Consider the following 14,209-nt stretch of genomic DNA (forward strand, 5'->3'; position numbering starts at 1 on the left):
AACCCATAGGACTCATTCATTCTTTATATATGAAAGCAGTAAATCTTCTAACCTTTTAGGTACATAATCCACCTGTTTTCTCTTCATGATTTTCCCTAAAATCTCAGCTGCATCTTCTTCTTTAAAGAACCTGTTTCTAACGTAGCAATCGTTACTACAAAACTTCCGCTTAATGCACTTAATGCTACAACAATAATTAAAATATTACTTGTAAGCCCTGCTTCTACCATAGCTTGTCCTAAAACAATACCACCAACAATCCCCATCGATTGCGCAACTTTAGATGGAAGACGCGCACCAGCTTCTCTTAATAAATCAATCATAATTTCCAATAATAAGGCTTCTAAAATAGGCGGGAAAGGAATTTGTTCCCTTGACTGACAAAATTTAACTAGTAACTTTGATGGAATTACCTCATAATGAAACTTAACGGCAGCCACATAAATTGCAGTAAATAATATAGATAGCACCATAGAAATCATACGTAGCCATCGAAGAACTGAACTTAATATCCACCTTAAATAAACGTCTTCGGTAGTTTCAAAAAAGCTAAAGAATGTTGATGGACAAATAACTGCAGTTGGACTTCGATCAACAAAAATAGCAACTTTCCCATTATTTATGGAATAGATTACTCTATCAGGTAATTCAGACATTAAATACTGAGGAAAAAATGAGTAAGGATTATCATCTAAAAACTGTGCCAAAACTGAACTATCCATTATATCGTCTCTATCTATATTATTTAGCCTATCCTTAATCGAGGTAACAAGCTCAGGGTCAACAATGTCATTTAAATAAACAATTCTTACTTTCTGCTTTACACGTTCACCTAGTTCTATTTCATCACTTACTAAATTAGGATTAGAAATATTATGTCTTAATACTTTAATATTTGTGGATAATGATTCCGTAAAAGATATTTTAGGACCATAAACAAGAGATTCAGTTTCCGCTTTTCCAAGTGACCTTTCAACAGGATCACCAACACCAGCGAATAGTCCTTTTTTTTCAAAAGGTAAATAAATAAAAGTGAAACCATCCAATATATACTTTGAAATATCATTTGTTTCAACTAGTTCTTAAACTTCGGTAATTGGTAAATGTTCAAACAAGTAATTTAGATTAATTTCTTCAGATGTAGAATTATTTAAGAAAGAAATAATATTTTTTTCTATTGATATACGGTTAACAAGAATCTTTAAAAAGTACAATTCAATTGTTTTATTTCCGACTGTTACGGTTCTATTAACTAAATCAGGAGAGTTAGATAATTGTTTTTTAATACTTTCAACATCAATTTGCTTAGCCTGTTTTTTAAAAAAATTCACATAAATCTCCCTTATACTCCAAATTTAACCTTTAATATTTTTCACAATATAAAATTTCTTATACACATAACTTTCCTTGTATATTTTTTAATTCTAAGAAGAAAATACATGTGATAAAAAAACAAGGAGTGATTTGTATGTCATTAACACCGTATGATCCATTTAGACAACTAGCAAATATGAGAAGAAATTTTGACCGTTTTTTCTCTGACTTCCCTCTAGATCTTGGGATGGAAAACTATAATTTTGGTAATATCAGAGTTGATGTGCATGAAACTGAAAATGAAGTAATTGCTTCATGTGATATTCCAGGTCTTGAGAAAAAGGAAGATGTAAATATTGATATTGAAAATAATATGTTAAGCATCAACGGTACCATCAATAAAACAAATGAGATTAAAGAAGAAAGTATGTATAGAAAAGAACGCTATACAGGTAGCTTTCATAGGACTGTATCCTTGCCAAGCCCTGTATCTAATGAGGGAGTAAAAGCAACCTATAAGAACGGTGTTCTTGAAGTCAGAATGCCAAAGAAAACAAATGATAACAAAAAGAAAATTGATGTAGACTTTCACTAAATGAGTAAACTATTACCTGTTATGAAAGAGTTCGGCAAAGATTACTTGCAAGAAATAGCTAATGAACAACCAGATTTAGTTGATTTACTTATTTTAACTGTACATTTACCCTCTCATAAGAAAAAATTTATATTAAAGCAGTTAAACAATGATATTAAGAAATCTTTTCTCATACAATAATGTATTACATTTGCATTACTTCATAAATTGGAGTAATGCTTTTATGTTTATAAAAGGGAGGGAAATTCACCTTGGCAGTCATAAAAGCTACTGAAGAAGACGTTAAACTATTAGCACGTTTAATTCGTGCAGAAGCTGAAGGAGAAGGAAAGTTAGGTATGTTAATGGTTGGAAATGTAGCTGTAAACCGAGTGCGCTCTAGATGCCTTGACTTTGAAGATATTAACTCAATTAGAAGAATGGTTTTTCAACGACCTGGAGGATTTGAAGCAACTATAAGAGGATATTTTTACCAAGCAGCTAGAGAAACAGAAATTAGGTTAGCAAGGAGACTAATTAAAGGAGAACGATTTCATCCAGCGACATACTCATTATGGTTCTTTAAACCAGAAGGTAGTTGCCCTGCACAATGGTATAATCAATGGAATGCTGGGCGCTATAAATCACACTGTTTTTACTCTCCTACAGAATCATCCTGCCCCGATGTTTATCGAACATACTAGGTTAATATATAATCTTTAAATAAATTTACACTTACAAATGAACAAGTTATGTATGGGGGTAGCCCCCAATGTCACCAAAACAAGTTTCCAGTAATTTTCCAATTATAGATTTTGGATAACTACTTAATATAAATAATTAAATGTTGTCCAATCTTCAGACAATACCAACCAAAAAAAGACAATAGGATGCCCGGGCGATGCACTTACATTTTTTTACATCCCCCTAAGCATCCTATTCATTTTTTACAGTGTTAAATAGCAGACTTCTGAACTAACCCGTTTCTATTCGCTCGTAATCTTTTGTTACGTATAAAACTTCTACCCGGCCTTATAGGGGTTCGACTCCTCGTTATTTCATCAAGTATTTGCTTATATATCCTTTTACGTCGCCTTGGACTTTTTTCTAAAATGAGTCGTATTAGATTAGTCTTTAGCTTGCCGATTAAAACATTGGTATTCGTTTTGTATTCATACGTTAAATCCTTGCCTTCTTGTTCTATGGCAATCATTTCATCAGCCTCTCGTTTAACGAAAGAAGCCATGTTCGCCAGAAACATCGTTGCATAAAAATCCTGTTCCACTGAAAGAGGGGTATCGCCAGTAAACTTTTGAAGTTGAAGTTTATTTTTTAATTCATCATATTTTGTTTCAATTCCCCAACGCTTAAAATAGAGTATTTTAAAATCCTGTATCCCGAATTTTTCGTCTTCTATATTCGTGATGAGCAACTCTTCTTCCCCAGATGGCAGTATAAATCGTATAGCCCTTAAGCGCATTAACTTCCCGCTTTTTTTTAGCTCAATCATTTGATCAGGCACCGATGCTTTAATGCTAGATTTATAATAACTGACCTGTGTTCTAATAATGAATTTGACCTTTGATTCTATTAGAAAAGAGAAAAAATTCAACGATGGATATCCTCGATCAAATAGGAAAAGGTCGTTGCTTGAGAGCTGCGCTTTAAAGCTGTTAATAAGCTTGCTAGCTACGGAACGCTCTCCTTCTGTACATTTTGTAATTAATGCTTTTACAATTAGATTATTTTCGATATCATAGATACAGGATGCCATTGCACGTGCAAGTTCTAATGAACTGCCTTTCGAAACGTCAAAGGCATCCCTTAATCTTATCGAATTATTTATTTCCAGAATAGAAGCGTCGACCGCAAATAAACGAAATCCCATAAATGTTTTCCAAGGATTTTCCTTGTAGTACCAATCCACAATGGTATCAAATAATTTAATAAAAGCTTCTGGTTTAATCTTCTTTCTAGCCTCACAAAATGCCTGTTTACTCACACTTTCTGTCTCTTTTCCAATAAGCTTAAAATAATCATCTAGCTCAATCTGAAAGCTTTTTTTCACAAAATTAAGCATAAAAAGAATGGTACTAACAAAAGTAAATTTGTTTCTTCCTTCCCGAGTAAAATAGGTTTCTTTAGAACGTGATTCACACATAAAAATAAAGTCATGCAGAACATTCCGAGTCACCTCTACAGCTTCTAAAAACATACTTTTTCTCAAAAAAATCACCACTTCATCGTTGATATACCAAAAAATGGTATCCAAATCGATTTTTGTGGTGATTTTGAAAAGTCAAGTGTATTTCAATGGATTTTAGCACATTTTTATAACAATTTTATTCATTTACATATTTTGTAATCTTAGGTTGATGACATTGGTTTTCCACTTCTACCTTCCATCTAGTGATACCCCCCTTATTTAATTCCGCGAAAATTCACGTGAAGGGGGCGCGCGGTCGCCATATAAAAGGTTGTAGAGATTTGACCTCCCCTACCCGTCCATTAAAAAGTGTAGATTGGATACTGATCTTCTGTTCTTGTCTTACGGTCATGACATCTCTTACACAAAGACTGCCAGTTCTTTTCATCCCAGAACAGTCTCTGGTCTCCTCGGTGTGGTTTGATGTGGTCAACAACCGTTGCTTGAGTCAGCTTCCCTTTCTGCTCACAGTGTTTACAAAGAGGGTGGGCGTTTAAGAAACGCTTGCTCGCCTTCCTCCAGCGGTTATCGTAACCACGCTCAGTTGCGTTCGCTCTATCATCTACATGAAGCTTTGCATGAAACTCACAGTACTTGTCGTCCGTTAACAAAGGACAACCGTTGTGTTTGCATGGCTTCTTTGGTTTCATTGGCATGGCTCTCAACTCCGTTTAACCGTCATCATTATGTAAATAACAAAGGGCACTCAATAGAAAAAATGCATAGAAAAAGCCCCTATGATTAATAGGAGCTGGGTTATCAAGAATGTTGCGTTTCCTAAGATCGACTCGATATAACTTAGGCATATGCTACAACATATGGTATTCTTGAAACTTCTATACCTTTGCAACTTAATACTACTATACTTTTAGAGTGGCATTCAATGACATTTAGTGGCCTCTTTAAGATTATCCATTTCTTTAATTGCTTTTCCATGAATTCTTATTACTGTCCTTTTATCATATCCCATAGTTGCCGCAACATCTTCCCAGCTTTTCCCCGAAAGGTACCTCAACTCCAGTAAAAACTGATCATTTAATCTACTTATTTTTTTAATCATTTTCATAATGTCTATCTTTATTTCAACCATGCATTCAATATCATCTTTGATTTCATCTTCTAATTCCAACACTTTAATAATCGTACTTTCCATTCTACTTTTCTCAATGCCCCCACCACCCACATTATCCATCGTAAAGTTGGTGGTTACTTTCATGGACAAGCTCTTTAAAGATTGTAGCTGCTCCAGTTTGTTCTCAATCATCTGATCTAACCAAATAGCTTTTGACAAATAAGCCTTTGAATTCATTAATGTCATCCTTTCTAGTTATTTTTTGTTCTTTCATTTCATTTTCTTAACTCTCTGATTTTAAAAGCATGGGCATCCAATGATCGGTTTTATAATCCTTCGCAATATTTGCTACAGGAATCTCTGGCATATCACCATCTATCAAATAGTTTAAATAGTTAGATGGTTGGAGGCATATCTTATTTTCTTCCAGAATAATTGCTAGAATATCGATAGCTTGTTTATTCCAACCACCCCAAAACAGAACATGTGGATACTTGCTATGATGAATCACCTTATCTCCTTGATACGCAAAACAGTGCTCTTCAAAAATCCTCTCCACTTCAATAAAGCTGACATGATCTTCGTTTAAAACTTTTGCAATGATGGATTGTTTTATCGTTTCGAATTGTTCTACCATTTCAGCAGCTCCTTTCATTTTAAATATGATTCTTTCCATTTCTGCCAGTTGCCTAAGTCCGTTTAAAAAGGGGCAAACTATCTCTACAGGAGATTCTCCTATACTACTAAGCTAGTACTTATACTCTAAATATCATTTACTATTCTTTATAAAAGATAAGACTTTAGGAAACTCAATCTTTATAAACCCTGTAAATAGGGGGTTTTTAGTGGTTTCCTTTACGGTTGCCCTTAGTTTTTTTAGGAAACCTTGATTAACCGTTCTAGGTTGCCTAAGAATTAGAAAAGTTGACTTCTGGTTGCCTAAGTTTCTTTGTGGTCTTCTCTCACATACGTGATCTGCACACCATAAATAGGATGCTTCATCTTGCCTGATTTGTTTCCATCGTATCGTTTCCAACCACCAAGTTTCACTAAAATCCCTTGGAGTTCAAATGAAACGCTACGCTTTAAATCCGATTTATCTTTGCCAAAACATTCACACCATATCTCTTGAAAACATACTTTTGTCCTTTTCTTGGTTCCTACCGGTAGTTCAGAATCAAAAGCTGTTTCCCCAGCCAAGTAATTACGTCTTTCAAATAACTTCATGGCATCCCAGTTTTCTGGCAATAAGGTTTCTAGATACTCTTTCACAAGACCCTCTCGATCGTCTTCTTCCATTGCTTCCTGCTGATATCGATAGGCTAACTCTGCTGATTCTCCTTTTAGCATCAGTTCCTCGCCCTGCTTATAATAAACAATCGCCTCGGCCCATATCTGATTCACCTCTGACTGGTTCAAATCTGCCCATATATTCTTTTTTCCTTTCCCAACGTGAACAGGCCAATATCTCCTATTTCCAGTCACATCTCTTAAAATACCTTTTTCTGAATTCGTCGTCCCCACAATGATGCACTGCCTTGGGTGACTTTCCACATAAACACCATAGCTATGTCTAAACTTATCATCCAACCTCGTGATAAATGCCTTTACCAATTCCAAATCGACCTTTCGAAGTCCCGCAAGTTCGCCAAGTTCTAAAATCCAATAGCCTTGTAATTTTTCAGCCGAAGCCTTGTCCCTCATATCCGACAAAGTCAAACTATCTGAAAACCAATCCATCGCAAGTTTGGAGAAGAAGGTCGATTTGCCTAATCCTTGGTCACCGATAAGAATTAACACATTGTCGTACTTGATACCCGGTTCGTAGACTCTTGCTACTGCTGCACATAACGTTTTTCGCATGACCTCCTTTGTATAGCTGTTCTCTTCAGAACCAAAATAGTCGATCAGCAAACGATCAATTCTTTTAATTCCGTCCCAAACAGGTAGTCCATTAAAATAGTCCTTTATTGGATGAAAAGCTCTTTCAGATGCAGTTGTTAAAAGGGCATCCTTAAACTTTGATGGTGAATAGATCCCATACTTCTTATCCAACAGCACCTTCGCATTCGATAAATCTGCGTCATTCCAGCCAGGCTTTACCTGTTTCCAAGGTGGTTCACCGTTAATATCCAATCGATGAGACAACTGATTATAAGCAATTGGTGTAAAAAGCTCATCATGACGAAGGATTTCCGTTATATTACTCAGTGTATCTTTGACACTACCATTCTTATTAACATCAAGCTTTAACTCCCAATTTTCATCATCAAACTCTTCCTTTGCCTGTTCTATCCGTTCAAATGCTAGTTGCTTTCGTACTTGCTCATCTTCTGAACAAATTTGCAACATTGCTTTATAGGAAGGAAGACTGATAGGCGGCGCCCCTTCTTTTGTCATTTCATCTAGCTCAGAAAACTTATGGATTCGCACCAAGTCGAAAGCGTTTAGCAATTTCCCACAAGCAGGGTCTGTCGCATGATGTGAATAAGCATATTTATCATCATAGATCATGACACCCGCTGACGAATCTGCTGGTATATAATCAAATCGCCCCTCCATTACACTTGGTGCATAAACGTCTGATAGAAAGGTTTCAATTGACTCTGTAATACTGTAACTCCTACAAAAAGCTCCAACCATTCCACTCTTAGATATTGGATCTTCTTGTTTTTTTATTTCTTTTCAATAATCGTCGTTTGTCTTGAAGAAACAGGCCAAGTAGAAGTATCCTTCCAATCCTTATAAAGTTGTAAAATAGGGTTTGGGTCTAGAAACGAACCATCAATCTTTTTAAAAAAGTACTCCCCATCTGATGAAGTGCTCGGCCAATACATAAGGCGATTCGGTTCATAGGTAGTATCATCAAACAGTTCCATACCTATTTCCTTTGCAATCATTCTGCTAAGGGCTTGGTACTCATCTGGTGAAACAGTTCGTGACAATGGGATGATAAGCCTGAGTTTAGGTTTTTCTGGACAATGCTTATGAGTAGAATAAATACAGCATGCATAGTCATAGAGCATTTCAATATTGGTGGCTATCGACTCCGTATGATCTGCGTAATCCATATCCAATGTGAGCATAGAGCGAGACAAGACATTTTCTTTTCTACGCCTACCATCTTTAATCTCTCCAGCAACAAAACCCCCGACGTCTTTCACATTATCCTGTTGGTACTTTTTCATCTTGCGGTACTCTGCCTGTGTCTCATTCGTAACGATAGTTCGGGAAAGTTTTTCTGTAAACTCTTCCCATGACACTAGCTTTTGTTTCCAAAACTTATCTTTACGGCTATTGCCCGTTGAAATGATGAAGTTCATGACGTCCTCCTTTTTTAGTAGTTAAGATTGGACTAACCGTAGGGAAAAACAGTATGAAACCCATTTTGTTAGTCCCATCCTCAGTTTTGTTAAATAACGTTTTTGTTCTTCCAAGATGAATCGGTAACCTGAATATTATCTGAAACAAAAGTTGCTAAATTCGTATACTCACAAAGTGTATAGATATACTCTGTATCACAACCAGCACTTGTGATAAGCTCTTTCACAGCTTGTACTACCTCTTTATCTTCACTATGTGCTAGCAATTTCAATTGCTCTAGAATTCTTGCGATAATAACTTCTGTCCCATATTTCTCGGTTAGTGATATTAATGTTTCATTCATTTCAAATCCTCCAGTATTTTTTAGTGTATTAGCTCTTTCATTTTCGCAGTAAATTGACATTTCCAATTCGTTCAGTAAATTACGTTTTCGTTTAAAACTAGCCACCTGTTTTGCGTTTGCGTAATTTTTGGAGTAAAAAAAATTTCACTAGGATCCTCTATATTTAAATAGTCACAAAGCAATTGTATTTCTCCTCTGTAAAAATCACTACTCCCATTGACTTTACGATATAGAGTAGCTTGATTGATCTCTAACAAATCAGCTACTTGTTGCATAGTTTTTCCTGACATAATCACTTGTGCCTTGAATTTTTTCTTATCAAACATTCCTTTTCACCTCCTTTTTTTGCGTTTACGTAATTTTATCCTAATATGTCTTTTTGTAGCTGTCAATACTTAAACGCAATATTTTATGTCAAAACAGACGATCTAATTGCATATACGCAAAATTTCTAGTATATTTAAATCAATCTTATAAGAAGGTGAAAAAATGGAGTTTAAAGATAAAGTTAGAAACAGGAGACTGGAACTGGGTTTAACACTTGAAGATGTTGCTAAAGCGGTGGGAGTAAGTGCACCTACGATACAGAGATATGAAAGTGGAGAAATTAAAAACATTAGAAAAGACAAAATTAAAGCTTTATCTGACGCCTTAAGAGTTACTCCTTCCTTCTTAATGGATTGGGAAGAAACTGCAGAAGCCAAACAAAGCTTTGATTATTTTCTAGAAATGCAACTACGTTTATTAGGCTATGAAATAGTTTATGACGAAGAAAATGGCTATGTTGTCTTAGTAGGAAAAGAAGGGACTTTTGAAATATCTGAATCAGATGTAGAAGACCTTAGTAATAATTTGAAATCATTCCTTAACTTTAAAATATACGATTTAATGCAAAACTCTAGGAAAATCGATAAGTAACAAAACGAAAAAAAGCATCATTTCATACTAATGTGCTGATGCTTTTTTCTAGATATGATTTGCGATTCATAAATTAATATTTTGGTCCACTTTCGGGCCACACGTCAATTTTGCGGTCCACTCATTGACTTTATGGTCCGCTTTTTGGCCCAAATATCAACTTTTCAGATCACTTTTCGGACCAAATACCGATTTTGCGGTCCACTTTCGGACCAAATACCGAATTTACAGTCCGCTTTTCGGTCCACTAATTGGATATAAAAATCTTCTTTCGGACCGGTCACACGTCTATGAATAAGATGTTCTTATCTTTATTTTAACTTATATATACTGGATCTAGATTTCCCTTCTAAAATTAACGTCCCGTCTTCCCTTAATTTTTTTAAAATACGTTTACTACTTGTAGAAGAAAAGCCACATAGCCTCTCAACATCCGCCCTAGTCATAAATGTATTCTTAGACAAATAATCAATAATCATTGTCTTAGCTTGAATTTCATCAAAATCTTTATCTTTAGTATATTCAATGTTATCATCGAATGATTCATAAACCCTGTGTGTAAACATATACCTATTTCTATTTTCCCTTTGAAGAATATTTTTCTTTTTACAAAGGACATTTAGTACGTTGGTGGCAGACTGTGTTGTTATTTGAGCTACCTCAGCAGCTTTACTTAAACTAATTATTTTATTCATTTTTACATACTTAAGTATACAAATTTCAGAAACGGAAAAATCACCATTTTCTTCTGTTTCTTTATTAATAAATCTTAGAAATTCTATATCCTCTAAACTGCTTCTTAAAGTCAAACTAACGGCTTCTGTATAAAGTTTATATTCTGGAGCGGATTTTCCCAATGACAGCATATCCTTAAATATAATATCTACGCCTTGTCCAGATCTTTGAACATATTTTAATCTTTGAAGCGTTTCGGCAATTAATTTATTTCTAGGTGCAGATGGATGAGTTATAATATTATTACTGTCAATTCCTAGTGGAAACGAACCAGGATTTTCAATTATTATTTCACTTGGATAATACTTAATAATTATTGACGATGTACTCTCGTAATCCCTGTGTGCAATGGCATTTAACAAAGCTTCTTGAAATACATTTGTGGGATAATCATATACTTCTAATTTAAACAGTCCCATTTGAATATTCTGTATTGAATTTCTATCTTCAAATATTTGCTGTATTCTGTCAACTGCTGAAATTAATGGAACTTTTAGCTCTAACCGCTTGTTATATTCGGTTTGGCCATCATTATTATATGTAAGTAATATTATCTCAGCTTGTGGTAGATGCCTCACTATCGATTCCTTTTTACCAACAAATAGCAATGTAAGCGTCAAATAGCGCCCACGTATTTTTACGTGGGCGCTTGTAGTATGCTTTATTTAGATTTATTCGGGATGCGACAGTCTGTAGGAATTGTCTGCGCCCATGGTAGGAGTTGATCAATTGCTTCTACATCATTTATATCTATTAATGGTAATTGTTCGAATAGATACGTTAGGTAGTTTAGTGGATTTAATTGATTCTCCTTAGCGGTTTCGACAATGCTGTAGATGATGGCGCTAGATGTTGCACCTTTCATTGATTGGGCAAATAACCATGCCTTGCGGCCCATTACGAAAGGTTTTATTGAACGCTCTCCTCGATTATTATCCAATTCAAGTCGTCCATCTTCAAGGAATACAACGAGTTTGGACCATTGATTGATTGTATAGGTAATCGCTTCTCCCAATTTACTTTTTGGGGGAACTTGCGGGCGCTTTGTTTTAAGCCATGTCAAAAAAGCGTCTAACACGGGTTTACTGTGCTCAAGACGGTATTCTTTACGCTGTTCAGGGGTACAATTTTCAAATTTTTCATTGACCTGTTTTTCAATTCTAAATAATTGATTACAGAATTGAAGACCCTCTGCAGCGGTTGTTTCTTTTTTATCGATATTGACTGGTAATGATTTGAGAGCCTCATCGAATTTTCTCCGCGAATGCGCCCAACAGCCCACCAACCGAACGTCCTTTATGTCATTATATCCCGCATATCCATCGACATGAAGGTATCCTTTAAACCCTCGTAAAAAGGCTTTCGGATGTTTACTATGACGAGTAGATTGATAATCATATAGGATGATTGGCGGAACATCGCGGCCTGATCGATACATCCACATATAGGACTTAGAATCCGCCTTACGTCCAGGTTCTGCTAGGACTTGAAGCGTGGTTTCGTCCGCATGAAGGCGATCATTCAGGATTAACAGCTCATGCATACGATTGTATAAAGTGGAAAGCCACTTTGTTGCACCATAGATCATCCAGTTGGCTAGGGTTTGACGTGATAAATACACGCCTAGACGCTCCAACTGTTTTTCTTGTCGGTAAAGGGGCATGCCTTCCACATATTTTTGATTCATAATATAGGCCATTGAAGAAGCGGATGCCAAACTTTTTGGATAGACAGGTGCTGGCATTTTAGCTTTCACAATTGGTGTTTCAATCGCTTCCCGTTCACACTGTCGACAGCCATAGATATGTTGAACATGCTCTACCACTGTTACTTGTGCAGGGATTACTTTTATTTCTCGACGAGTTTCGCTACTTATTTCATGAACATTTCCACCGCAGCACAAACAAACCTGCTCTTCTTCGGATAAACGATAGTGGATAGTCTCCGTAGGCAGATTTTCAAGCTTTGTATCTCGCTGACCTACATACTTCTTTCTATTGTAAGAAATTGTTTCAAGTGTAGGTTCTTCTACTTTTAAATCCGCTGTTATTTCCGCTTCATTAAAGAGAGAGAGTTTGAGTTGATCCGGATTTGTTTTTTCACTTGAAGTCCCGAATTTGTGTTGTTGGCTCAGTCGGAATTGTTCTTCCAACCAATTGATTTTAGCCTGTAAGACTTCGTTTTGTTTTTCCAGTTCCGCATTCCTCGCTGTTAGTTCTTCAATTGTAGATGAGTTAAGTGCGCTTTTTTCCATGTTTAAGGAATTCGACAAGAGGTGCCAAATTCCTTTTTCAAATGATGATTTGTGCAGAAACTTTTTGATGTGCTTGTCTTTGTTCTAAAGGTAGCCCATCAAGGAGCCAGTTTAACTGACGAGGACTTATGCATAAGGGCGAGGATGTTTGTTCGTCAGGCCATTGAAAAATTCCTTTTTCGAGGCGACGATAATAAAGCCAAAACCCATTATGATCCCAATGTAGAATTTTTAACTTATCACGATTGCGATTACAAAACACAAATAAGTTTGAAGAGAATGGATCTAATTGAAAACTCATTTGAACAATTGCTGCCAATCCATCAATCGATTTACGAAGGTCCGTTGAACCTGTAGCTAAGTAAACGCGATCAATAGGAGTCTTACTTAACATGGTTTTGAAGAATTTGAAACACTTCAGTAAAAAGTGTCGGATTGAAACCTTCATTAATTTCGATGGAAGCATCCCCGATTTTTACAGTCAGATGTGATGTAAGTCCTTCGAAAATGATGGAATTGGAGGGCTCGACGGAAACCCATTGTGTTGAAGGAGGCGCAACGTCAGTTGCTTCCAGCTCCAATTTCCTCATCCATTTGTACATACTTTGTAAACCTATTTGATTTTGGTTACACCAAGTTTTCACACTTGGCTCACCACTAATTTTGTAGGCTTCAATGCGTTGTCGCCACATTTGTTTTCGTTCATCTTTTGACACTAAAAAACCTCCTAACAAATCGTGTACTGTGATTATCACAAAACCAGGAAATTATTAGAAGGTGTGGGTTATTTGGCGCTTACATAGCAATCCTGCAATAGTTAACCTCACACCGTCGCTATTATCTTCAATTAGCCTTAAATCCCTTAAAAAAGATAAATCATCCTCTTGATACAGAGTTGAATCTTTATCTCGAGATTTTATTTTCAATTTTAAACTTTCTACTTCATGAAAATCTATATCAAATTCAGAAGTATCTTTTAAAATCTTAGCAGAGAAATCTCCTTTAAACCCCTGAATTATATTGGATTGATACTCTCCAGGATAAAAAGGTTTTGTATTTTTTCCTAATCGCTTATACACTGTTCCTCGAGATGTCGCTACAGTTTCAGGGGCTTTAGGAACTATAATTTTTAATATTTCTTTTCCATCAATAGTAATGTTCTCTATATCTGTAAAAACTTTTGGCACTGTACGGTCATATATACTCTCTATGATGCTCTGTTCATCATAATCTTGGCAGCCAGTTATTTCACCGTTATCTTCCACACCTACTAGAATTATGCCACCCTCAGCATTAGAAAAGCCTACAGTCTCGTTCGTTAAGATTTCCATAAGCTCTTTCTTATTCGGAATCTTTACCCAACTTTTAAACTCAACTACTTTATTTTCACCTCTTGCTATTACGTCCTTGATATCCATTAATTTTCCCCCTGCACTAATATCGGATATTAATTATATGTTATATTATAC

Annotated in this window: 18 protein-coding genes; 3 read left to right on the plus strand and 15 right to left on the minus strand. The window is 35.7% G+C overall.

Annotation, left to right across the window (positions count from 1 at the left end; translation table 11 throughout):
* Positions 1 to 95: 95 nt before the first annotated feature.
* A complete protein-coding gene (locus tag BMSHG_RS26370) occupies positions 96 to 1,061 on the minus strand; it encodes a spore germination protein (RefSeq protein WP_083879370.1) in 966 nt (321 codons plus the stop codon).
* A 21-nt stretch (positions 1,062 to 1,082) separates the two neighbouring features.
* Positions 1,083 to 1,331, minus strand: coding sequence for a spore germination protein (locus tag BMSHG_RS27150; RefSeq protein ID WP_019155451.1), 249 nt, complete (start codon positions 1,329 to 1,331; stop codon positions 1,083 to 1,085).
* A 137-nt stretch (positions 1,332 to 1,468) separates the two neighbouring features.
* Here BMSHG_RS27150 and BMSHG_RS15925 point away from each other — a divergent pair, with 137 nt between their 5' ends.
* Positions 1,469 to 1,909, plus strand: a complete 441-nt coding sequence (locus tag BMSHG_RS15925) for an Hsp20/alpha crystallin family protein (RefSeq protein ID WP_019155452.1) — start codon at positions 1,469 to 1,471, stop codon at positions 1,907 to 1,909.
* A gap of 251 nt (positions 1,910 to 2,160) precedes the next feature.
* On the plus strand, positions 2,161 to 2,592 hold the full coding sequence (locus BMSHG_RS15935) for a cell wall hydrolase (RefSeq protein WP_019155454.1): 432 nt from the start codon (positions 2,161 to 2,163) through the stop codon (positions 2,590 to 2,592).
* A 251-nt stretch (positions 2,593 to 2,843) separates the two neighbouring features.
* Here BMSHG_RS15935 and BMSHG_RS15940 read toward each other — a convergent pair whose 3' ends face one another.
* The 8 genes from BMSHG_RS15940 to BMSHG_RS26380 form a co-directional block, all read right to left on the minus strand.
* Complete coding sequence (locus tag BMSHG_RS15940) at positions 2,844 to 4,115, minus strand: IS4 family transposase (RefSeq protein ID WP_019155455.1); 1,272 nt, start codon at positions 4,113 to 4,115, stop codon at positions 2,844 to 2,846.
* Positions 4,116 to 4,396: 281 nt separating this feature from the next.
* On the minus strand, positions 4,397 to 4,750 hold the full coding sequence (locus BMSHG_RS15945) for an HNH endonuclease (RefSeq protein ID WP_019155456.1): 354 nt from the start codon (positions 4,748 to 4,750) through the stop codon (positions 4,397 to 4,399).
* A 224-nt stretch (positions 4,751 to 4,974) separates the two neighbouring features.
* Positions 4,975 to 5,403 (minus strand): DUF1492 domain-containing protein, encoded by a 429-nt coding sequence (locus BMSHG_RS15950; RefSeq protein WP_019155457.1) that lies wholly within the window; start codon positions 5,401 to 5,403, stop codon positions 4,975 to 4,977.
* A 46-nt stretch (positions 5,404 to 5,449) separates the two neighbouring features.
* Positions 5,450 to 5,803 (minus strand): hypothetical protein, encoded by a 354-nt coding sequence (locus tag BMSHG_RS15955; RefSeq protein ID WP_019155458.1) that lies wholly within the window; start codon positions 5,801 to 5,803, stop codon positions 5,450 to 5,452.
* 302 nt (positions 5,804 to 6,105) lie between these two features.
* Positions 6,106 to 7,809 carry a virulence-associated E family protein gene (locus tag BMSHG_RS26375; protein WP_235776386.1) on the minus strand — a complete coding sequence of 568 codons (1,704 nt, stop codon included), beginning with the start codon at positions 7,807 to 7,809 and terminating at the stop codon, positions 6,106 to 6,108.
* 32 nt (positions 7,810 to 7,841) lie between these two features.
* The gene (locus tag BMSHG_RS29130) at positions 7,842 to 8,489 is read right to left on the minus strand and encodes a hypothetical protein (protein WP_235776387.1); all 648 of its coding nucleotides are present in this window, start codon (positions 8,487 to 8,489) and stop codon (positions 7,842 to 7,844) included.
* Between the two features lie 89 nt (positions 8,490 to 8,578).
* Positions 8,579 to 8,833 (minus strand): hypothetical protein, encoded by a 255-nt coding sequence (locus BMSHG_RS15965; RefSeq protein ID WP_019155459.1) that lies wholly within the window; start codon positions 8,831 to 8,833, stop codon positions 8,579 to 8,581.
* Between the two features lie 71 nt (positions 8,834 to 8,904).
* Complete coding sequence (locus tag BMSHG_RS26380; RefSeq protein WP_019155460.1) at positions 8,905 to 9,159, minus strand: helix-turn-helix domain-containing protein; 255 nt, start codon at positions 9,157 to 9,159, stop codon at positions 8,905 to 8,907.
* A gap of 163 nt (positions 9,160 to 9,322) precedes the next feature.
* Here BMSHG_RS26380 and BMSHG_RS27155 point away from each other — a divergent pair, with 163 nt between their 5' ends.
* On the plus strand, positions 9,323 to 9,751 hold the full coding sequence (locus BMSHG_RS27155; RefSeq protein ID WP_019155461.1) for a helix-turn-helix domain-containing protein: 429 nt from the start codon (positions 9,323 to 9,325) through the stop codon (positions 9,749 to 9,751).
* Between the two features lie 311 nt (positions 9,752 to 10,062).
* Here BMSHG_RS27155 and BMSHG_RS26390 read toward each other — a convergent pair whose 3' ends face one another.
* Genes BMSHG_RS26390 through BMSHG_RS16000 form a run of 5 tightly spaced genes read right to left on the minus strand, consistent with a single transcriptional unit; the run spans position 10,063 to position 14,158 of the window.
* On the minus strand, positions 10,063 to 11,106 hold the full coding sequence (locus BMSHG_RS26390) for an ATP-binding protein (protein ID WP_019155462.1): 1,044 nt from the start codon (positions 11,104 to 11,106) through the stop codon (positions 10,063 to 10,065).
* Between the two features lie 41 nt (positions 11,107 to 11,147).
* Entirely contained in the window at positions 11,148 to 12,740 is a 1,593-nt protein-coding gene (tnpC, locus tag BMSHG_RS15985) for an IS66 family transposase (protein WP_034658980.1), read from the minus strand.
* A gap of 37 nt (positions 12,741 to 12,777) precedes the next feature.
* Positions 12,778 to 13,134: an IS66 family insertion sequence element accessory protein TnpB gene (tnpB, locus tag BMSHG_RS15990; RefSeq protein WP_019155464.1), complete on the minus strand. Its 357-nt coding sequence runs from the start codon at positions 13,132 to 13,134 to the stop codon at positions 12,778 to 12,780.
* Positions 13,124 to 13,456: an IS66 family insertion sequence element accessory protein TnpA gene (gene tnpA / locus BMSHG_RS28475; protein WP_019155465.1), complete on the minus strand. Its 333-nt coding sequence runs from the start codon at positions 13,454 to 13,456 to the stop codon at positions 13,124 to 13,126. Before tnpA ends, tnpB begins: the two co-directional genes overlap by 11 nt.
* Positions 13,457 to 13,510: 54 nt before the next feature.
* Positions 13,511 to 14,158, minus strand: a complete 648-nt coding sequence (locus BMSHG_RS16000; RefSeq protein ID WP_019155466.1) for an AlbA family DNA-binding domain-containing protein — start codon at positions 14,156 to 14,158, stop codon at positions 13,511 to 13,513.
* Between the last annotated feature and the right edge of the window lie 51 nt (positions 14,159 to 14,209).

It is taken from the genome of Robertmurraya massiliosenegalensis JC6, from assembly GCF_000311725.1.
GTDB lineage: Bacteria > Bacillota > Bacilli > Bacillales > Cytobacillaceae > Robertmurraya > Robertmurraya massiliosenegalensis.

Bases quoted from the DNA above. Each gene is read 5' to 3' on its own strand.
- BMSHG_RS15925 (WP_019155452.1), top strand. From the start codon at position 1,469: ATGTCATTAACACCGTATGATCCATTTAGACAACTAGCAAATATGAGA.
- BMSHG_RS15945 (WP_019155456.1), bottom strand. From the start codon at position 4,750: ATGCCAATGAAACCAAAGAAGCCATGCAAACACAACGGTTGTCCTTTG.
- BMSHG_RS15950 (WP_019155457.1), bottom strand. From the start codon at position 5,403: ATGAATTCAAAGGCTTATTTGTCAAAAGCTATTTGGTTAGATCAGATG.
- BMSHG_RS15955 (WP_019155458.1), bottom strand. From the start codon at position 5,803: ATGGTAGAACAATTCGAAACGATAAAACAATCCATCATTGCAAAAGTT.
- BMSHG_RS26375 (WP_235776386.1), bottom strand. From the start codon at position 7,809: ATGGTTGGAGCTTTTTGTAGGAGTTACAGTATTACAGAGTCAATTGAA.
- BMSHG_RS29130 (WP_235776387.1), bottom strand. From the start codon at position 8,489: ATGAACTTCATCATTTCAACGGGCAATAGCCGTAAAGATAAGTTTTGG.
- BMSHG_RS15965 (WP_019155459.1), bottom strand. From the start codon at position 8,833: ATGAATGAAACATTAATATCACTAACCGAGAAATATGGGACAGAAGTT.
- BMSHG_RS26380 (WP_019155460.1), bottom strand. From the start codon at position 9,159: ATGTTTGATAAGAAAAAATTCAAGGCACAAGTGATTATGTCAGGAAAA.
- BMSHG_RS27155 (WP_019155461.1), top strand. From the start codon at position 9,323: ATGGAGTTTAAAGATAAAGTTAGAAACAGGAGACTGGAACTGGGTTTA.
- tnpC (WP_034658980.1), bottom strand. From the start codon at position 12,740: ATGGAAAAAAGCGCACTTAACTCATCTACAATTGAAGAACTAACAGCG.
- tnpB (WP_019155464.1), bottom strand. From the start codon at position 13,134: ATGTTAAGTAAGACTCCTATTGATCGCGTTTACTTAGCTACAGGTTCA.
- BMSHG_RS16000 (WP_019155466.1), bottom strand. From the start codon at position 14,158: ATGGATATCAAGGACGTAATAGCAAGAGGTGAAAATAAAGTAGTTGAG.